This is a genomic window from Olleya sp. HaHaR_3_96, assembly GCF_019278545.1.
Classification (GTDB): Bacteria; Bacteroidota; Bacteroidia; order Flavobacteriales; family Flavobacteriaceae; genus Olleya.
Map to the genome: position 1 here is coordinate 3730723 of NZ_CP058987.1, position 21792 is coordinate 3752514.

General features: G+C 31.7%; 17 protein-coding genes and 1 tRNA gene. 8 read left to right on the forward strand and 10 right to left on the reverse strand.

The window, feature by feature from the left end; genetic code table 11:
• Positions 1-3: 3 nt before the first annotated feature.
• The gene (locus tag H0I26_RS16415; RefSeq protein ID WP_218700031.1) at positions 4-705 is read right to left on the reverse strand and encodes a response regulator transcription factor; all 702 of its coding nucleotides are present in this window, start codon (positions 703-705) and stop codon (positions 4-6) included.
• A gap of 843 nt (positions 706-1548) precedes the next feature.
• Here H0I26_RS16415 and H0I26_RS16420 point away from each other — a divergent pair.
• Complete coding sequence (locus H0I26_RS16420) at positions 1549-1947, forward strand: hypothetical protein (RefSeq protein ID WP_218700032.1); 399 nt, start codon at positions 1549-1551, stop codon at positions 1945-1947.
• 45 nt (positions 1948-1992) lie between these two features.
• On the opposite strand, the gene H0I26_RS16425 is transcribed toward H0I26_RS16420, so the two are convergent.
• The 4 genes from H0I26_RS16425 to H0I26_RS16440 all read right to left on the reverse strand — a co-directional run bounded on the left by H0I26_RS16425 (position 1993) and on the right by H0I26_RS16440 (position 5984).
• Positions 1993-4086, reverse strand: a complete 2094-nt coding sequence (locus tag H0I26_RS16425) for a tetratricopeptide repeat-containing sensor histidine kinase (protein ID WP_218700033.1) — start codon at positions 4084-4086, stop codon at positions 1993-1995.
• 549 nt (positions 4087-4635) lie between these two features.
• Positions 4636-5124 (reverse strand): hypothetical protein, encoded by a 489-nt coding sequence (locus H0I26_RS16430; protein ID WP_218700034.1) that lies wholly within the window; start codon positions 5122-5124, stop codon positions 4636-4638.
• 11 nt (positions 5125-5135) lie between these two features.
• Positions 5136-5396, reverse strand: a complete 261-nt coding sequence (locus H0I26_RS16435; RefSeq protein WP_218700035.1) for a YodC family protein — start codon at positions 5394-5396, stop codon at positions 5136-5138.
• Between the two features lie 111 nt (positions 5397-5507).
• On the reverse strand, positions 5508-5984 hold the full coding sequence (locus tag H0I26_RS16440) for an Hsp20/alpha crystallin family protein (protein WP_218700036.1): 477 nt from the start codon (positions 5982-5984) through the stop codon (positions 5508-5510).
• Between the two features lie 356 nt (positions 5985-6340).
• Here H0I26_RS16440 and H0I26_RS16445 point away from each other — a divergent pair, with 356 nt between their 5' ends.
• The 6 genes from H0I26_RS16445 (at position 6341) to H0I26_RS16470 (ending at position 18011) form a co-directional block, all read left to right on the forward strand.
• A complete protein-coding gene (locus H0I26_RS16445; RefSeq protein WP_218700037.1) occupies positions 6341-7678 on the forward strand; it encodes a DKNYY domain-containing protein in 1338 nt (445 codons plus the stop codon).
• A gap of 567 nt (positions 7679-8245) precedes the next feature.
• The gene (locus H0I26_RS16450; protein WP_218700038.1) at positions 8246-10324 is read left to right on the forward strand and encodes a carbohydrate-binding protein; all 2079 of its coding nucleotides are present in this window, start codon (positions 8246-8248) and stop codon (positions 10322-10324) included.
• 11 nt (positions 10325-10335) lie between these two features.
• Entirely contained in the window at positions 10336-13311 is a 2976-nt protein-coding gene (locus H0I26_RS16455; RefSeq protein WP_218700039.1) for a G8 domain-containing protein, read from the forward strand.
• A 269-nt stretch (positions 13312-13580) separates the two neighbouring features.
• Positions 13581-14732, forward strand: coding sequence for a hypothetical protein (locus H0I26_RS16460; protein ID WP_218700040.1), 1152 nt, complete (start codon positions 13581-13583; stop codon positions 14730-14732).
• A 712-nt stretch (positions 14733-15444) separates the two neighbouring features.
• Positions 15445-17286 (forward strand): PLP-dependent transferase, encoded by a 1842-nt coding sequence (locus H0I26_RS16465; RefSeq protein ID WP_218700041.1) that lies wholly within the window; start codon positions 15445-15447, stop codon positions 17284-17286.
• 146 nt (positions 17287-17432) lie between these two features.
• On the forward strand, positions 17433-18011 hold the full coding sequence (locus H0I26_RS16470) for a hypothetical protein (RefSeq protein ID WP_218700042.1): 579 nt from the start codon (positions 17433-17435) through the stop codon (positions 18009-18011).
• Between the two features lie 134 nt (positions 18012-18145).
• Here the strand turns inward: H0I26_RS16470 and H0I26_RS16475 are convergent.
• The 4 genes from H0I26_RS16475 to H0I26_RS16490 form a co-directional block, all read right to left on the reverse strand.
• Positions 18146-18221, reverse strand: a tRNA-His gene (locus tag H0I26_RS16475).
• Positions 18222-18296: 75 nt separating this feature from the next.
• Positions 18297-19013: a bacillithiol biosynthesis deacetylase BshB1 gene (bshB1, locus tag H0I26_RS16480; protein ID WP_198519980.1), complete on the reverse strand. Its 717-nt coding sequence runs from the start codon at positions 19011-19013 to the stop codon at positions 18297-18299.
• Positions 19014-19020: 7 nt separating this feature from the next.
• Complete coding sequence (gene rlmF / locus H0I26_RS16485) at positions 19021-19911, reverse strand: 23S rRNA (adenine(1618)-N(6))-methyltransferase RlmF (protein ID WP_101019436.1); 891 nt, start codon at positions 19909-19911, stop codon at positions 19021-19023.
• Between the two features lie 35 nt (positions 19912-19946).
• On the reverse strand, positions 19947-21098 hold the full coding sequence (locus H0I26_RS16490) for a trans-sulfuration enzyme family protein (protein WP_218700043.1): 1152 nt from the start codon (positions 21096-21098) through the stop codon (positions 19947-19949).
• Positions 21099-21239: 141 nt separating this feature from the next.
• On the opposite strand from H0I26_RS16490, the gene H0I26_RS16495 reads away from it, so the two are divergent.
• Positions 21240-21611 (forward strand): hypothetical protein, encoded by a 372-nt coding sequence (locus H0I26_RS16495; RefSeq protein WP_218700044.1) that lies wholly within the window; start codon positions 21240-21242, stop codon positions 21609-21611.
• A 29-nt stretch (positions 21612-21640) separates the two neighbouring features.
• Here H0I26_RS16495 and H0I26_RS16500 read toward each other — a convergent pair whose 3' ends face one another.
• Positions 21641-21790 carry a hypothetical protein gene (locus H0I26_RS16500; RefSeq protein ID WP_198519981.1) on the reverse strand — a complete coding sequence of 50 codons (150 nt, stop codon included), beginning with the start codon at positions 21788-21790 and terminating at the stop codon, positions 21641-21643.
• Positions 21791-21792 lie beyond the last annotated feature (2 nt).

The following is a 21792-nucleotide window of genomic DNA, read 5'->3' on the forward strand; positions in this document are numbered from 1 at the left end:
GTATTAGGATTCAGAAAATCGATACCCAACTCCCCAAGTGGTCAATATATATTCTGGGGTTCCAGGATCTTGTTCTATTTTTGCTCGTAATCGGTTAATATGTGAATTTACGGTGTGTTCATAACCTTCGAATTCATACCCCCAAATGAGGTGTAACAATTGTGCACGACTATAGGTTTTACCAACATTATTGGCTAATAAACACAATAATTCAAATTCTTTTGGGGTAAGATTAAGACGTTCTCCTTGTAATTCTACTTTTCTCATTTCCTGATTTATAACAAGGTTTTTGTGTCTTAATACAATTAAACCTTGTTCTGAAGTAGCTATTTTAGTATCTAAGGTTTGGCGTCTAATTATAGCTTTAACACGGGCTTGCAATTCGCGAATGCTAAACGGTTTTGTGATATAATCGTCTGCTCCCGTTTCAAGTCCTAAAATTTTGTCAATTTCATCACTTTTACTAGTAAGCATGAGTATAGGCGTATTAATATTAGATGCTCTTAACTCTCTACAAATATCTAAACCTTTTTTGCCAGGTAGCATTAAATCTAAAATAATAAGATCGTAAGCGTTTGTGGAAGCTTCTATAAAACCTTCGTTACCATTAAAACAACTTTTTAAAGCTGTTTGATCGTCTTCAAGGTTTATTGTGACCAATTCTGCAATATGAACATCATCTTCGACAACTAAAATTTGAACCATTTCAATATATTTTATGAGCAATCTAATCTTAAAGTATCAAGAAAGTATCCCGATATTATGTTATTTTAAAATAACATATGCTTCGATTACGGGTTAATACTTGAAATAGACGAAATAAACTAAAAATGCTTTCAAATTGAAAAAATAAATCTAATATAAAAATAAACTGGTGTAGTCTACAATAAGAATATATTAAACAAACTTATGACGTCTGTACAGTTGCATTAAAAAAAAAAAAGATGCTGCTTTTAGTTAACCAATGTTATGCTACCATGCTTACGCGCAAAGGCTATCTTCAAAAATTGGCCTCTTTACTCATTACAATTTAAGTTGTTGTAAAATCAAATCTATACCAAGTATCCCCCCTTCAAGCCTTAAAGTAAAATATTTTGGTTTACTTCCCATAATTACTAAATTAAGAACAACGCCTCAAGACTTTACGTACAGTCTTATGTCGTAATTCTACAATTTTTCTTAACATGCCTTTTCTCTCTGCTTACCTTTAAATTGTAAATAATATCTTGTCGGTATGAAATGCTTGTTTTAACTTTATCGACAGAGTTGTGCAACAAGGACATCATATATCATTAAGTGCTTAAAGAAGCAACTAAATTATTAAAAAGCTAAGGAACGTCCATCGAAAAATAAAAAATGGAATTATATAAAAGGATAATTGAAATAATTGATGCGAATCTGATTTACTGCCTGATTCCAATAATTCTGACTTTAATTCTTGTTGATCTCTTGTTCAAAAACAAATTTGAAACAAAAAAGACACTACATTTAATTCGTTGGGTTATTATTATCTACACTGTTATTACTTGGTCTTACTATCTAATTGGAATGGCAACAACTGAAAAACCCAATGAATATGCTTTTATTAACCGAGCTACAGGACCTTATGCTTGGGCATATTGGCTGATGTTTTTATCTGCTTTATGCTTACCGTTTACACTATTCATTAAAAAATTAGCATCAAAATATTGGTACGTCATTTTGGTCGCCTTCGGAATGAAAATCGGTATGTATTTTGAACGTTTTGTAATAATTACAACTAGTTTTCATCGCGATTATTTACCTAACCATGAGAATTCTGAATTAGGAAATAAAAACATTGAACTAATAGATCTATTTGCATTTGGAATTGGAATGCTATTTCTACAAGGAATAATAATTACAATCGTGACTTTGATAATATTTGAACTACTAAAAAGAGAAAAAAAGGGACATAACATGGTATAAAAGCATTTTATGATTGTCGATTATAATAAGTTTACCCCACGTTATTTAAGTTGTTACAGGCATTTCTATATTTATACTTGTGCCTCTACCTAGTTTAGAATCGATATGTAAAATACCTTTATAATTCTCTACTCTATTCTTAATATTTGTTAAACCAATTCCTAAAGTAGTTAAAGATAAATCGAAGCCAATACCATCATCTTCGTACACAAAAAACAGACCTTCATTTAAAAGATCTAATTGTATATCTACAGTTTTTGCTTTAGCATATTTAAGTGTATTTGTTGTTAATTCCTGAAAAACAGAGAACAATTCATTCTGTAATATCTTGCTTATTCTATTAATTTTTTCTTCGTCATAAAAAGAAATATTTATTTTTAAATCACTAGCATCTTCAACAGTCGCAATGTATTCCTTAATTAAAAAACCAAAATCATTTTCTCTTATTTTTTTTGGCAATAAATTATGAGACAAACTTCTAACTTGTTCATAGGTATCGTCCAATTGACTATAAATTAAGTTTAGTTTACTAGGATGCTTAGACAGTTGACTAAATTGTAATTTTATAGCCGCTAAATTACCTCCAATACTATCATGCATTTCCTGGGCAATCTTTTTTCTTTCTAAATCTTGACCTCTAACAGAGGCTTTAATTAATTTTAATTCTTGATCTTTTTTTAACGACACCACTTGCTGCTCATTAATCTCTTTTTCTTTTAAATTAAGTAAACTCTGAGCTTGTAATTTTTGGTAATAGATAATTAAAAGTCCTGCAATTGGCACTAACAATATAAAGAAAGCAATTAGCACCACATATTTAATAGTCTTTTCTCGATCAAGTTCAATTGCTTTTCTGGCTTCTTTTTCTTTAAGTAAAGAAATTTCGTTTTTACGTTTTTTTACACCATTTTGAAGTTGCAATACTTGATTTTCATTTTGTTTTGCAATTATCGTTTTTTGCAGTTTGTACTTTTCAATATCAGCATCTTTATTCTTTATATTTAAACTTTTATTTAAACTCTCTATTTGTAATAATTTTATCGTTTTTTCTTTTTCTAGTGTTTTAAACCTAACTTCTAATCGGTTTATTTCTTTTTCTGTGATAGAGTTATCTATCGAGTCTTTTATTTCGTAATACTTTTTTCCATAATTATAAGCATTTCTATAGTCCTGCTTTCTAACCGATAGTTTTTCCAACATGAGGTAGCTATTCTTCTCAACATCTAAATTCCCCAATTCCATTGCTTGAATTAGTATGTTTGAAAAAACTAAAAAGGCTTCATTATCCTTTTTTTCGTTAAATAATATGTTTCCTATTTTTCCTAAAGCAATCAACTCTAAATTATAAAACCTATGCTCAAAGCTTATTTTTTTTGCTTCGTTATAAGATAACAGTGCCTTATCAGTTTCTTTATTTAAATAATTATCTCCTATATTTAGTAAAACACTGATCAAAGCTTGAGTTCTGTGGGGATTTTTTTCACACATTTCTTTTGCTTTTTGTAAATACGAATTGGATCTTTCATATTTTGAAAGCAAAGAATAAATAGAACCTAAATTAATATAGCTACCTAAAATTACATCTTCATCATTAGAAAATTTTACGCATTTTTCAAAAAGCTCTAATGCTTCTTCCGTTTTACCAAGCGTTAGATAAGTACTTGCCAAACCATGTATATGTGTATAATATAAGTTGGTTTCGTTAAATTTTTCACTTAACTCCGCTCCTTTTATATAATAGTTTTTACTTTCTTGGTATAAACCTTTATTCTTATTATTTAATGCCAACAATTGATAAGACAAAATCTGTAATCTAACACCTAATGAGTCGTTTACATTTTTTCTGCTTTTTAAAGCTTTATTTGTATAATAAATAGACGAATCTATAGCGACATATTTATTATGATAATAGGCCAATAATAAATTGATACTTGCTACCGATTTATCCGATTTAAAAGTAGGTAATAACGCGTGAGCTTGTTGATATGCTTTTTTTTCTAAACCATTATTAAAATAATTAACAAGTTGTTCTACTTTTTTATCTTCACTCTCTGTAACAGGCGCTGAATTTTGAGCAATACCAAGACAAGTATAGCACGTAAAGAAAAAAACAAAAATATGTTGGGACTTAAAAAGCATACACAAATGTAGTTATTACCAAGCATATTACCATCCCTACATATAGGGTATTATGTGTTTTTAGTTGATCAGTAAATACGATAAACACAATAATTAAAAAAAGCAATGGCTAACCAGCCCAAAAGCTAATTCTATTCCCTTTAATACAATAACAAAATTACTGATTCTATTAAGCTATATTCTTGAATTAGGATTGCTTTTTATTTTAATATAAAAAAACTAGTTTATAGCAACATAGCAAATAACTACTATTAGCAACTACATATGTCCAATATAAAACAGCAATGTAACTTTAGATTTTATTCGATTTGCAAAAAACTAGAGCAAAAGTTGTTTTTGCTATTTAAAGTAAAAAAACAAAAAACGAAGTATCTATAGTCTTGACAACATCGATATAAGTGACATAAGCAGTACCTTCTACATTACAAACTCGCCCCTACTGACGCATACATTTGTAAAATTAATTACTTAAAACGCATCAGTAATCAAAAATGTTAGGTGTAAACCAAGAACTAGAATAAAACATCACAAAAAAAAGACGAAAACTATTTAGTTTTCGTCTTCAGGCTTAATAAATTCTGACTGATATTTCTCTAAGAATCGCTTTTGTCTTGCAAACATTTTTTGAGTGATTTTCTCAATATCCATATAATCCTGACCAAACTCACTTCCAAAAAAATCATCATTTAAGTACTGTTTATTAAAAAGTGAATCTTCAGAAAAAACAGCATCAAATCCTTCGTTTTCAAAATTCGAGAATGCTGTAAAGAGTCTCGATTTTAAAGATCGTAATATGCTATCCTTTTCTACATGGGACAGTGTATTGAAATCACTTCTTGATGTCCAAGAATAGATACTATCATATCTAATTAAATTTCCGTCATTATCAAATTCTTTATCAACCTTCCAAGTCCCTTTAGGTTGTGTTACTACTTTATTTTTATTATCCTGTATACCCGTGTTTATTGCGTCACTTTTTTGACCGTTACAACTCAGGCTTAATAAGCCCATCACAAATAATAAAACACTGCTTTTCATCGCTTTAAACTTTACGTTAAACTTAATTTAGGGTGTGTTAAAAATGTTTTAAACAAACCACCTGTTTCTATAGTTTTAATCAATTTATTTTGGTGAAATACTTTTAAATGCCGTTCGCCGTTTTTATACCAAACACATTCCAAATAATTGTCATAATCTACCAAACCAAATATTAAATCTTTTTTTGGAACATATTTGAGAACTTGCATTTTGGGACCGATAAGCTTCCCTCTAACCTTTACCCAATCTCCAGGTTTAAATTTTCTTGGCATAACCTTACTTATTATTAAAGATTAAACATTTATAACATCATATAATGGAGACCGATTACTCGGTCTCCAACTATATTTCTTAGCTTTCCATCAAAAAAATTACTGAATCAATTATGTAATTTTAATGCTTCGGGCAGGCTTTTGTTTTGCTTCTTCTTTTTTAGGTAATAAAATAGTTAAAAGACCTTCATTGTAGCTTGCATTAATAGTGTCATCATTTACACTTTCGGGTAAAGTAAAAGTTCTTTTAAAAGAGGAATAACCAAACTCTCTTCGTGTATAATTTTCTTCTTCATATTCTTTTTCAGCCTTTGTTTCTGTAGCTATTGATAATACCTGATTGTCAATAGCAATATGAAAATCTGATTTTTTTAGACCCGGAACTGCCATTTCAACCATAAAAGCATCGGCGGTTTCTTTGATATTTACTTTAGGTAAAGTAATCCCAGTATTAAAGTTTGATGCAAATACAGATGGTAAGTCTCGATTAAATATATCATCTAACCAATTTGACAACGTTGGGAAGTTTTGATTTAAATTACTGTTCGCTAAACTTCCGTTTTTAGGAACACTTACTAAATTGTTCATAATTACAAAATTTTAAATTAAACATTATTTCAAATTTGAAATCCTAATTGACTTCTATTTCAATAAAACAAAAAAAATACCAAAATAAATACTTACCATTCTCTATTCGATTTTCTATTATAATGACGTAATTAACTGTCAAAATTTCAAAATCATTGCCAAATTTTCACTTTAAAAAATGTCAAATTGACATTTTACTTGTGTCAAAATAAATATTAAGGATCTACATTACTCCATAACGATAAGCATTGTATAGCTTTATACTATTTATGTAGATTAATTTTTATTTATAAATGTAGCCTGTTATTTTTAAAATATCTTTGACTTATTAAATCAAAAATTAATTGCATCTAATTATGAGCATACTCTTATGGCTTGCTATAGGCTTTACCGGTTTACTAATCACCTATTTTTTATTGATATTAGTGTTTAGTCGCTATGTTAACTCGCCTAGTAAAAATAATGCTACAGCAATAAACAAAGGAAAAAGTAATCAATATTATATCAAAGAAGGCAAAGTCGTCTACGTTTTGAGTGGCAATTTTTTTAATATTGGAGCAAAGGAAATTGACGGAGCCCACCGTGATACTTTTGAAGTTTTAGACCAAGACTTTGCTAAAGATAAGCACACGGTATATTACAACGACAGACCTGTGATTGGCGCTGATCCTGATACTGCACAAAGTATTCCAAACACTTATAGTCATCCGAGTTATAAATCGTCAAAAAGAGACTCCAGTGGATTCCTTAAGGATGCTAAACATGTTTACTGTGGTAGTCAACTAGTAACAGGAGCAGACCCTATTACTTTTACAGCATTATGGGGTGTTTACGGAATGGATAAAGACTTTATTTATTACTATAATGACTATAAAATTCCGCGGACCGATACGCCTAGTTATATTGACAATTCTAATACTGAAGTATTACGCATGGCTGATAAAATCTTGTACTCAGGTCAAGTCATTAGTGATCAGGGACCAGATTTTATGAGTATTGATGCGGATTATTCCAAGGACAAATCTCATGTCTATCGCTACGGGAAAATACAAGACGGTGTAGATGCAGAAAGTTTCAAGATTCTGTCTCCATATTTTAGAGTTGATAAAAACACAGCCTATTATTTTGATACGCCCATTATTGGAAGTGATGCTGCTACATTCCAAGTGTTGAATGAGTCCTTTTCTAAAGATAATCAGCACGTGTACTTTGAAGACCGTAAGGTAATAGATGTTAATCCTAAAGATATCAACACCTCTCGTGCCAAAGAGTTAAACAAAAGATGGTTGTGGCGTCCGTTGCGCATAACTAAAACCACTGTAAGACTAGTCCCGAATAACAATGTGAGTGACATTACAAATTATTTCCATTCTTATAAAAATGAAGTCTATACTTACGACAAAAAAATGGACGGTATTAAAGCAAGTGATGTGATTATATTAGATGAAGAAGAAAAATATTTTACACGTGTAAAGGACCAGTTTTTCTACTATGGTAATCCTATTCCTAATGTAGAACCCGGCACATTTATCGTTATTTCGGAACACTTCTCTAAAGACGTTAATCAAGTCTATTGGTGTCAATACCCTCTTATTAACATTAAACCAAGTCTTTTTGAATATACTGAAGGCTTAGGCGCTGAACAAAATGAACAAGGCGACTACCAACTGACAACGTTTAGTACTGATTTTTAAGCGTCTATACACACTTACTAAAACATTGTGTTTTTTATTTATATCCAAAACTTATTCCTGGAAATTATATTATTTATGCTCTTATAGTCCTTCTCATAAATACGCTGTCAAAATAGTGAGTCAACTCCCGAAATAACCAAATTTACATCCGAGTTAGATGGTATGAATCTTAACCAAATTTTAGAATACCTAGACACAAGGAATGAAGGTCTAAATCTTGTTTAGAAATACATAAACGCCTCAAAAACAAAACTAAAAAACGTCATTATTGAAGAGTAGCTTGTAAAGCAAACACCTAAACCTGACCCATAATTCTCCAACAAACTAACTAGTTATTTTCAATCCTCCTTTAGTATACAAAACCACCTAAGATCCCTTTTTAATCAAAACTTGTTTGCTTTGAGGTCTTATACCGCTTTACAAAAACCTATAATTTCTTTGCTTTTTTTGAGATGCATATTATCAATATGTAAAATTTTCATTCTTTTAAAATTGATGTTTTCATTTTAAATAAATTGTATTTAATATTGCTCTCAATATAAAATTATTTATCCCAACCTTAAATTTATGAAAGTACAGACACATTTGCTTCATTTACTGTTAATTGTATTCTATTTACAATTTGGTATTTCACACACTAAAGCAAAAGAAACCAGAAAAAACAGACCATCCAATGTAGAGACAGTTACTAAAGTATGTGAAAAACAAGTAAATCAAACAAAAAAACATCAAAAATTTTTAAAAAACACCACTCCTTTTTTATCAAATAGTGCGATCTATCAAGGCGAAGATTATTCCGATCAAAGTCACACCCAAATCCGAAATAATCTTTCTGGTTTTACTGGATCTGGCTTTGTAGATTTTGGAGGAAAAGGTAGTTTTATTGAATGGGATCAAGTCAATATTGCAGAAAACATAGACACTAAGTTTTTATTTACTTATGCTAACGGATCTAATAATAATCGTAGTTGCGAACTGTTTATCAATGATATTAGTTATGGTATTATTGATTTTGAAATGATTGCATCTAATGATTGGACACAATGGAACACTATAGAAAAGTCCCTTACGCTTCCGTCAGGAACTTACAACGTCAAACTAGTCGCTTCCAGTAATAGTGGGGGACCAAATTTTGATATGATGGAATTGGTTCAAGGTACAGAAAATACTGATAGTGATACTGAAAAACCAACAGTACCGCAAAACCTTAGTGTTCATGACGTAACAACAACATCCTTAACCTTACAATGGGACAGTAGTTTAGACAATATAACCGTTTCAGGTTATCAATTAATTGATATAAATACAAGTGTACTTGTTTCAAACGCATTAATATCTGATACAAATTACACTTTAAATAATCTTCAAGAAGGCGCATTATACACTTTTGCTGTTTTGGCTATTGATGCATCGGGAAATGAATCTTCATATTCAAATGAGATTACTGTAAGGACTAATAGAAGACCCATTGCATCTATTCAATCAAGTTATCAAACCGGTACAGTACCATTGACAGTATCCTTTAATGCAGCAGGTGCTTATGACCCAGATGCAGCTGATGTTATTACAAGATATGAATGGGATTTTGGAGACGGCAGTCCTATTAATACCCAAATTGCACCAACCCATACCTATACAGAAATAGGAGATTATCAAATAACCCTAAAAGTTATGGATAATAGAAATGGATATAGTGATACTGTATCATCATCAATTGTCATCGATGCACCAGCTTCTAACGATACTTCAAACTCTATTTTTACCTATCAAGGAGAAGATCGTTCTGATCAAAATCAGACCCAAATTAGAAATAATCTTTCTGGATTTACTGGATCTGGTTTTGTCGATTTTGGAGGAAAAGGTAGTTTTATTGAATGGGATCAAGTCAATATTTCAGAAAACATAGACACTAAGTTTTTATTTACGTATGCTAACGGATCTAGTAATAATCGTAGTTGCGAACTGTTTATCAATGATATTAGCTATGGTATTATTGATTTTGAAATGATTGCATCTAATGATTGGACACAATGGAACACTATAGAAAAATCTATAGCACTTACTTCAGGAACCTACAGCGTCAAACTAGTTGCTTCCAGTAATAGTGGTGGACCAAACTTTGATATGATGGAGATTTCTCAACAGCTAGTTAATGTTGACACTGGTAACGGCGGAAACGGTGATGGCGAAAATGAAGGAACAGGAAATGGAACAGAAACAGGAAATGGAGGAACAGATAATGGTAATACTGGAGGTGACACGACTTCTCCTGACCAACAAATCGTTAATCATAAAGTTACTTTAAATACTGAATTTTCAATTTGTTCTTCTCCAAAAACGATTAATAAACAAATTTCTTCGTCTATACAGTCTAATAGAATTTCTAATGATTTAGAAGTAAATAAACTTTCTATCTGGCCTAATCCAGTAGAAAATGGAATCATTCATATACAATTAAAAGAAACTATTCAAGACAAAGTCTTAATTACTCTTTACAGTATGTTAGGAGAAATTGTCTTAACCCAAAAACTGTCATCAAACAACAAACAATACAACATTAATTTAGGACAACTATCTAAAGGGGTTTACATCCTTAAAGTAAACACTTCTAACCAAACTTTAGAATCAAAAGTTATCATAAAATAATATTATTTAGAATGAAAAATATTTTTAAAACATATCACTATCTTATCCTTTTTATTACACTTATAAGTAGTGTCGAAATACTAGCTCAAGAAGTAAATATTATAGCAAACGATAACCAAACGCTTGAGCTTACAGCTAGTCATCTTGTCTCAGATCAAACAATACAGTGGCAGATGTCAAACGATAACAATAATTGGGATGATATTTCGGGAGCGACCACTAATAATTATGTAATTACCCTTACAAATCTTCCTAAATATTTTAGAGCTAAAATTGAGTCTCCTGAATGTGATTCTTTTTACTCAGGCTTTCTATTTGTTGATAAATCAGACAAACTACTATGGTCAGACCCTAACACATGGGGTGCCGCAGGTAAACCTGAAGCAGGAGATAGAGTTGTCATTCCTAAAGATAAACACATCTACTTAGATGAAGACACTCCTGAATTAGGAGAACTAGTCATTCTGGGAACTTTAGAGTTTGAACCACAAGATTTATCTTTGACAGCAGAAAACATATTGGTAAACGGAGGAGAACTACTAATAGGTAGTGAAGCTAACCCATTTATAAATAAAGCAGTTATTACATTAAATGACACCGATTTAGAGCATAATTTAATGGGTATGATGGGAACCCGAGGAATTGTAGTTGTTCGAGGAGGAAAATTAGAACTTCATGCAAAATCACCAGATATCGCTTGGACTAAAATAAATGATCATGCAGAAGATGGAGCAACGAAGTTAACCTTAGCAGAACAAGCTAATTGGAAAACAGGAGATCAGATTGTGGTAGGGCCTACTGATTTTTATGAAGCTGCTAATAGAAAATCTATTTCACAACGTATAGCTATTACCAATGTAAATGGAAAAGAAATAACCTTAGATAAAGGAATCGAGGCATTTCACTGGGGAAAATTACAATATGCTACTACCAACGGAATGAGTTTGGTTGAAGAAAATATAGTACCAACTCCAACAGGTGATTTTTTATATGGACTGACTCCTAATAATCCGAAAGTATTAGATCAAAGAGCTCCTGTAGGTAATCTAACAAGAAACATCGTAATTCAATCACCAAACGATGATGCCTGGGAAAATGAAGGTTTTGGAGTACATATTATGATTATGCCATCTGCAATAGCTCATTTAGATGGTGTAGAGATAAAAAGAGGAGGACAAAGAGGACGCGTTAGACGCTACCCTTTTCATTGGCATATGTTAAGTTATAATGGTTCAGATAATTTAGGAGATGCAACAGGTCAGTATATTCAAAACTCAACAATTAATGTATCTAAAAACCGTGGTATTGTAGTGCATGGTACCAATGGTACTTTAGTTAAAAATAACATTGTTTTTGATGTAAAAGGACATGCTATATTTACTGAAGATGCTGCAGAACGCAGAAATACATTCGATGGTAATTTGGTATTAAAAGTTAGAAATCCAGAAAAGCAATTTGCATTAAAGTTGCATGAATTAGGAGGGCATAAAAAAGGGTCTTCAGGGTTTTGGATTAGTAACCCAGATAATACAACCATAAATAATCATGTAGCTGATAGCGAAGGGAATGGTTATTGGTTAGCATTTCCAGATAGACCATTTGGGTCAAGTGCAGGCGCATTGTATGAAGATGGGGAGGTTATGAATCCTGGTAAAATGCAATTTGGTGTTTTTGACTATAATACTGCGCATTCATGTAAGCATAATGCTTTGCATGCTGATGAACCTGAAATAGATGAAGAAGGAAGCACTTCGACTTCTCAATACACACAAGAAAGAAATGGTCGTCCTGGGAATTTCAATGGTCTCGATAGGAGTAGTTGGGTGCGTTTTGAGATTAAAAGGTTTAGTGGTTGGAAAAGTGCAAATAGCGTTTGGGATCGTACAAATTTTGGAACTACTTTAGAGGCTGTGTCTTCAGATAATTTTGAAACTTCTTTTTCAGGAGGAGGAGATAGAGGTTTAATTTTGGGGTGTTTGGCTGTTGGAAGAAGTTTAAATTTTAAAAAAAATGAATCTAACCTTAATAATAAACACATTTATAATGCCTTTGCTAGCTATCATCATACTTTTGATGTACAAGGAAATATTGCGATTAATTTTCCGGCAACATTAAATAAACGATCTGGTGTTTTTGGAATGTTTGACTACTATATACGCCCGGTAGAGAAAGGACATTGGTTAAGTATAGGAAATATTTTAATAAATAGTCATCCTGGTGTTAAAATTACAGCTAATGAATCTGAAATAGGTTGGCAAATAGGAGGAGAAACACCACACCTTTCTTTTTCAGGGGCTACATGGGATTTGCATGGTTATTGGGGCCCTAAAGAAAATTATTTAGTGTATGATAGATCTTTTTATTACGGAGAAAAAGAAGAAGGAGTAGAGGTGTTATCTCCATGGTCTAGAGAGTTAAATGGAGGTGTAAGTGTACCAGGTCCGTTTTATGGATTTAATAATGCCAACATTAAGGCAGAAAATGGAACATCACAAAACAAGGCTAATGTTACTTATGTACGTTATGATGATAATTTGAAAATTATAGATAAAATTGAGTTATTTCTAACAGATCTGAGTAATCTTCAGCATTTTAAGCATGCTGCGCTACAAAAAGGGGGGCTCTTTGAAGTAAATTACCCAACTTTAGATAAAGTATATGATTTAACATTTACAGTAGATAATTTTATTTCAACCGAAGATGAAGTTGTTTTAGCTGTAGAGTTTACAGGAGATAAAAATGCTACTGTAGCCAGCTACGATAGAATGTTTACAATTGATATTAACGTTCCAATAGTTGCTTATAAAAAAGTTGCTAGTCTTAAGGAAGTAAAAGAATCTAATGTAGAAGCTTATTGGCAAGATAAAACAAACGATAAAGTTTGGATGAAAATAAAAGGAGGAATAACAGATCGCCCTTTAGATCTTACAGGAAAATGGGATCCGTTTATCTATCAAAATTTTTTAATAAGAGTAAAAGAAGAGTAATAATAAGTTTTTAGTTGATAGAATATTAAAGATAAATTAAATGTTTCCACTCGATTAGTTATTTGATTTGGAAATATCTTAAGCAAGCAAATTATTCAGTAGTTTATAATAATATATTTTAAGCTACTGATTTAATTTGTCTTTAAATCTTTTGTAAAAAGAGAGATTTATAAATACGTTTATTTTTAAAAATTAGTTTTCACTAAAAAAACAATAATGAATAGTAACTAATACAGTGATTTTAAAATCGCTAAAAACTAAAAAGAATTATGAGTTTTTTTATTTTAAAAAAAAGAAATTTAATTAAGTATATAGTATTATCTGTTTTAATAATAACTGTATTTAATTGCTCTAAAGGAGAAGATGATAATATGGTGCCAGAAATTAATAATACGGTGTCAGAAATTGATAATCCTTTAGAAAACCCAGAAAATGGACCTGCAGCAGGAAATCCAAATGGTAATTCTCCAATACCCAATGAAGCAAAAGCAGAAGATGTTACAAATCCTGATAGCGTTGTAGGAGATGGTACTCCTGAAAGTTGTACTTGTGAAGCTGTTGTTGATGCAGTAGCTAATGGAGGAAAGATTACATTTAATTGTGGGACAAATCCTGTTACCATTAAAATGAATAAACCTGCAAAAGTATTTAACAATGCAAACACTGAAGTTGTCATTGATGGCGGAGGCTTAGTAACGTTAAGTGGTGATGGAGTGACAAGGATATTATATATGAATACCTGTGATTCTGATCAAGTTTGGACCACTGGTCATTGTCAAAATCAAGATCACCCTAACCTTACTGTTCAAAACATAACTTTTGCTGATGGAAACTCAATTAATGAAGAAGAATTTGATGGCGGTGGAGCAATATGGGTAAGAGGAGGACGGTTTAAAATAGTAAACTGCCGATTTTTCAATAATAAAAGCATTGACATTGGACCAGATGTAGGAGGTGGAGCTGTTCGCGTTTTTAGCCAGTATAATAAATTACCTGTATATGTTGTTAATAGCACATTTGGAGGAGCTGAAGGGTACGGAAATGAGGGAGCTAATGGAGGTGCTATTAGTAGCATAGATGTTTCATGGACTATTATTAATAGTGTGTTTTCTTATAATAAAGCCATAGGTAATGGAGGAAACCCGGCAAGACCTAATACTCCAGGAGGAGGTAGCGGAGGCGCTATTTATAATGATGGAAATACAATGCGATTAACGGTATTAGGATCATTAATAGAAAAAAATGAAGTTAATGAGTATGGTTCGTCTATATTTTTTGTTAGTAATGATTATACAGGAGATATAGTAATAGACAACTCAACTATTAAAAATAATATAGGAGGTTCATGGTATCCGGTATATCCAAGTATTTCAATGCATCAAGAAACACCAATACAGGTTACAAATTCTGTTATAGAATAAATAAATAAATAATAATAATAATAATGAGGAGACTTATCAACCGGCCTTTAAGTAGTAAAATTAGTTACAGAAGAAGAGACGTTTAATTTTAAAATAGTTAAGGAGTAGTTATGAAAATTTCAAGTAATTTTTAGGCGCCCTATTTATGTTTTTTTCTTTTTAATGAATTGTTGCGCAAAAGAACATAAGTAAAATATCATCTAATAATAACGAGCCTTCAGAGGTTATTATTTATTCGGAAGAAAATAAGACTTTAAATTTAAATGCGAGTCAAGTCTTATCTAGCCAAACAATTCAATGACAAGAATCATAATTGGGATGATATTAATGGATAAAAATTAAAGGAGGAATAGTTAGTCACACTTTAGATATGGACAAATGGTCAGGTGACATTTATCAGACCTTTGAAGTAAGGATATTAGAAAATAAAAAGCATCTTAAGTAAGTTTTCTTAAGATGCTTTTTTTTACTTCCTTTTTTTACTAAATGATTTAAAGCATGAGAGCAACATCTTTGATATCATTAAAATAATAAGGTCTTTTAAATAAAAACCTACCTACTCCTACTCTTTTTTTTATTTAATTCAAATTAACTAGTTATTCAAGTTCAGAACTATCAATATGTACACGTTAAAACATTGTTACAAAACCCTATGTAACGCTTAAAAAACATCTATTTAACGTATCTTTGTTACCTATTTAAAAGTAAAGTTATGAAAGACCATACAATGTTACCTTATATAAAAGACGTATTACAAAATATGCCAACGGGCTGGTTGAATATTACAACACACAGGCTTGATATTTATAATGAAAAATTAGCGAAAACGGAGTTTTTAAATCAGTTTGAAGCTTTATATGAAAGTAACAATTCAAAACCAGAAGCACTAAACGCATTACCTACCGCTTATGACTATATTAGATTAGGGCATCCGTTATCTTGTGTATTAGAATGGGGTATTGCACACTTACATAATCTAAAATCAGAAAACGTGATCAGTTTTGATTCTAAGACAGTGCCTGTATTATCTGTTTTAAGAAAAAACCTATTAGACCACAAAAACACTCAGATTTTATACACGGGTAAACTACCAGAATGTTTTGATGCAGAAGTTATAGAAACTATTTATGGTTATAATTTCGACTTAAAACAGATTGAATCTTCTGCAGACATAACTAAGTTTGAAGGTAGCACTATCTTTATTTCTCAAGAAGACAAAATTGGTACTATTGATTTAAATCCAAATATTGACTTTTTTATCAGTCTTCACCAACATTTAGGAAGTATTTTAGTGGTTAATGGTGCCAAAAATGAAAGTTACGTTTCAGACATACAACATGTAAGAAGAAGAGAAACGGTTGCCATGACACCTGCAAACGCCATCATTGCATTAAAGGCTTTAATTGCGCAATCTTCTATTGAAAACAAAACAATAGACGAAGCAAACAAAACAAGTGTATTAAATGCTATTAAAACTGTTACAAACACCACTACAAAACCATTAGTAGCCTCCAGTGGTTTATCAATACAGTATGCTATTTTAATGGGGTTAATACATGATGCAAAAGAAAATCATAAAGGAAAAGCTATAAAAATTATCGTACCTCCAAATTGCTATGGTGGTACAAACGATCAAGCCAGACGTGTAGCTGCTTGTATTGACAACGTAGATATCGTCGACTTGTTAGTAGACGGTGACAATGACATGGTACAAAGTATCGATACCGTTTTAAATACAATTGCAGAACAAGATGCCGTACCTTATATCATTGCTGAAATACCAACAAATCCTAGAGTAGAAGTGCCCGACCTTGTTAAACTTAAAGAAGCTTTAAGTAAAACACGTCAGACACCAAGTGGAAATACTGCAATTGATCCTGTTTTTATTTTAGATCAAACCTTTTGTCCTAACGTGCACTTTTTAGGTGAAGGTGATATGTTATCTACCGTGAGAACAATCTCTTTTGCCAGTGGGTCTAAATTTCCTAGCGGCGGACAGTGTACTGCTGGTTATTGTGTAGGAAATACAGTTACAGAAGCATTGATGGATAAAATAGAAATGCATTTAGCTATCTGTGATAACGAAGCTACCGATTTTCAATATGAAATATTAGCTAAGCAATTACCGTCAATGACACAAAGAATTGTTGATGCGTACAAAAACACACGTGAGTTTGTAAACTATATTCACGAGGTTTTACCTGGAGCAAAAATTAATTTTGTGTCAGAAGAATTAGCTGCACAAGGGTTTACGCCTTCTGTGTTTTCTTTAGACCTTCCTACTAAAGGAAACACGGATGAAGAAAAAGAAACTTACAAACGTGCCTTAAATTTAAAGCTGATTAATTTGATGATCACTGAAATCCCTAACGAAAGCAAGTTTTGTGTTAGTTACGGACAATTAAAAGGGTGTTATTGGACTATACCTGCAACCTCTACTCAAGGAACGACTAAAGAAGGAGACAAAGATTATATTGTCCGTGCTTCTTTATCTCCTAATCTAGATCTTGAACTTCATAAAAAAGTATTTCTAGACTTTGTAAAAAGTATTTAGGACGCTATTTAAATTGTAGGTCTTTGATTTTAAGTAGTCAACTACGACTATTAAGACTAATTATATGTATCTTTAAAAGGCATATAATTAGTCTTTTTTTTATGCTATTTTCTAATTACTGCATTGCAACTTATCAAACTATTTAAGTGAACGTCAAAAAAAACTATTTAAAAGGAAAATCCGTATTTTACGTCTCGCTAATTGTTATTACTATCACTAGTTTAACAGTATACTTAACCGGAATTAATTATAACCGAACCGTAACTAGTAATTTATATCTATCATTAGCTATAATAGGTACTACTCTATTTTTATTTATGACCTATGAGTTATACAAAGGGATTGGTTTAAAAGATAACTTCCCTTCATTTAAGCCTTTTAAACAAGGACGTTATATTTCTGATATAGGATTTTCTGGTGATTTACCTAATTTAGCTGTAGGAGATGGTATTGTGGGACTATTAGTATCTATTCTACTTTGGATTGCAATGACTATTGCCTTTGCCCTACTTTTACTTCTTCTTGAAGCGTTAGTTTGGTTATCCTTATTTATAATTCTAGCCATGTTGTATTGGGTATTTTTCAGAGCTTTAAAACTGGTGTTTTCCAAAGTAAAAACCACCAAAGGAGACCTTACCTTATCTCTGCTGTATTCCATTAGTTATACCGCCTTATATTTAGGTTGGATTTTTGGAATAGTATATGCTACTCAAATATTACGATAAATCAGTACTGTTGCTAATTGCATCACTAGTCTTTGTATTTTTAGTATCCTCATATTAACACTACACTTAATGAAAATCACGAAATATTAGGCACAAAAAAAGCTTCTCTTTTTCAAGAGAAGCTTCTTGCTTCTGGGTGGAAGACCGGGTTCGAACCGGCGACTTTCGGTACCACAAACCGACGCTCTAACCAGCTGAGCTACAACCACCATTTGTGCGCATTTAGTAATGCGTGTGCAAAGGTAATTTATTTAGTAGTTATTCCAAACTTTTTTTGAAAAAATTTTATAATAAATCAAATAAACTATCCACCGCAGCGTAACGCTCTACTGTATAGCCTTCTGCATAATCAACATTTACCAAGCGACCTAGGTCTCTGGCTCTGTATTTAACACTATCTGTAAAATTTTTGCTAGATATTGGTGTTTCTGGCTCTTTACTACTCGGATCAAAAAACTGAGTTTTATAAGCTAGTACACTTTTCATTTTAATATCTAGATACCCAGAAATATCAACGACAAAGTCTGGCTCGATAGTTTTCCATTGTATGTAATGATAGACTTGTTTTGGTCTCCATTGCTTTTGAGGTCCATTACCAATTTCTGTTTCAATTTTAATTAAACCACTTAAAAAACAAGCATCACTAACTAGCTTGCTTCCTTTACCATGATCAATATGTCTATCATCAATAGCATTGCATAACACAATTTCTGGTTGATACTTCCGTATCATTTTTATAACTTCTAATTGATGTGCTTTATCATTTACAAAAAAACCGTCTTTAAAACCTAAATTTTCTCTGTAAGCAACACCTAATATATTTTTAGCATCTTCAGCTTCTGACTTCCGAGTTAACGCCGTACCACGTGTTCCTAATTCTCCTTTAGTTAAATCAACGATTACTACCGTTTTTCCTTTTGCAATTTCTTTAGCGATCGTACCTCCTGCTCCAAGTTCTATATCGTCTGGATGTGCACCAAATGCTAGTATATCTACTTTCATCTTAATATTATTTATTCCAATTTTCCTTTTGTTCCTCAGTTAAAAACGTCCAAGCAACCACTCTACTTTTTTTATTTCCAATATTCATAGCGATAGTTAACACCGATGTCGCGCCAAGCTTTTTAAGCGATTGGTTTATCGTTTTAATATTATCCTTATTTGATACTAAACTAGTATACCAAAAACTTTGAGTTTTCAACAAAGAGCTTTCATATAAATAATTATGTAAAAAGGCTTTCTCTCCTCCTTTATACCATAACTCATGTGCCTGACCCGAAAAATTACGAACCATTTCATCTGATGGCTTCCCTAATCCTTTAAGTTTGCTTGTTGTTGCTTTTACCGCATCCGCCTCATTTTTAAAAAACGGAGGGTTACACATTGTAACTGTCACTTTATCTGTTTCTCTTAAAACACCACTTAAAATATGTGCATCATCCTGTTGCTTTTTAAGCTTAATTTTATCTTGTAAGTTATTCTTATCGATAATATTCTGAGCAGATTTAAGTGCATCGTCATTACTATCTACACCAATAAAACTCCAGTCGTACTCTGCATTTCCTAATAATGGATAGATACAATTTGCACCTACACCCACGTCTAATACTGTAATATTTTCTGTAAGTTTAGAACGGTCCAATAAATCTTTAATATGAAGAATATAATCTACTCGCCCTGGAATTGGAGGACACAAAAAATGATCTGGAAACTCCCAAAAATCAACATCATAGTGCGACTTTAACAAAGCTGCATTTAAAGCTTTTACGGCTTTAGGATTTGCAAAATCAATTGTTTTTTTATTGTTCGCGTTAGTAAAAATGAAAGGCTCGATGTTTGGATAAACTACTGCAAGCTGATCAAAATGGTAATCTTCGATGTGTTTGTTTTTTTTGTGCACAATTATAGTGTTGAGAATAGTTAAGTTAAGTATTATTATTTAATAGTATTAATGGCTTGCGTGATGTCTGCTTTTAAATCTTTAGCTTCCTCTATTCCAACAGAAAAACGGATTAAGCCGTCGGCAATACCAATATCTGCACGCTGCTCTGCTGTTAATAAAGCATGTGACGTTTGCGTCGGTGATAGCATTGTACTTTCCACACCAGCCAAACTCATAGAAGCTTTAATTAAATTTAATTGCTTCATAAATTGATTAGAATCTATACTGTCTACTAGTTCAAAAGACAACATCGCTCCAAAGCCTTTCATTTGTGCTTTAGCTAATTTATGCTCTGGGTGACCTTTTAAACCTGGATAATAGACCTGTTTAACAAACGTTTGCTTGTCTAACCATTTAGCCAATTTATTAGCATTTTTAGTTTGCGCTTTAACACGTAAACCCATCGTTTTCATGCTTCGTTCTAACATCCAAACCGTAAAATCACTTAAACTTCCGCCGTAATTTTTAGAGACATTCCAGATTTTGTCCATATGTATCTTGCTACCAGCTACTGCTCCAGCACAGATATCACTATGTCCTCCAAAATATTTAGTGGCAGAGTGCATGATTAAATCGATACCAAACTGAGCTGGATTTTGATTAACAGGACTTGCAAATGTATTGTCAATACTAGTGACTATATTTTTTTGTTTACCTAATTTGGCTATCGCTTTAATATCCGTAATAGTTAATAACGGATTTGAAGGTGTTTCGATATGAATTAATTTTGTGTTGGGTTTAATAGCCGCTTCAAAATCTTCAACCTTATACCCATTAGTAAACGTAAACTCTATATTTAATTTTGGAAATTCTTCTCTTATAAAATTAGTTGTACCACCATATAATGTGTTTTGTACTATAATATGATCTCCTGCTTCCAAAAAAGCCAAAAACATATGACTTATCGCCGCCATACCAGAACCAAAAATCATAGCTGTTTCGGTTTGTTCTAAACCTGCTATCTTTTTGACTAGATACTCTTGATTTGGTGTATTAAAATATCGGGGATAACGTTTTACATCAACATCCATAAATTCATAAGAGGATGATAGATATATTGGGGATATAGCGCCTTTAAACTGATCATCAGGAACTTCTCCTAGATGCGCGCAGATGGTATTTAAACCTTGTTTGTCTAATTTCATTTTAGGAATACTTTAAAGCCTGTAATTTACTAATTTATTACCGCTTAAGTTAATAGAAAGACGACTATTATTAAAATGATTGACAATGATTTAACTAGTCCTTAACTTAATATGTCCTCTTCCTTTTGTACTTTATAACCTATGATAGCACAAGACAAAACAAGACATGAAGATCTTTTAAAACAATCCATTGCACATTTGGAATTTTTGGGGTACGAAAACATTAAGGCGGATTTAGAAGGGTACGACCACCCAAAAACGTTTGTTAAAAAAGAGAATAACAGCGTGATTACGCCAGATATTACGGCTTACAAACGAACTAAAAAATACTTTTTTGAATTGGGAATTAAAAGCAATAAACCAACACTTTTAAAAACAAAATGGCGCCTTTTAGATGTTGTAACACGAATGAAAGCGCAACGCTTTAAAATTATAACGACCAAAGGACATTATAGTTTTACTAATAAAATTTTGGACGAATTAAATTTAGATAAAACAGTAATGAAAATATAAAAATTTAAAAAACAGCTATTGTTGTTTTTTTAATCCTCTACTTTACTTTGCTTAACAATTGCTTTTAAGCGCTCTTTTCTAGTAAGCACTTCCTTTTTCTTTTTATTAATCTTTTTAGCCATCAACTTAGTATGTTTGGCTTTATTTTTTGTGTTTTTCTGACCTTTTGGTTTTGGCATAA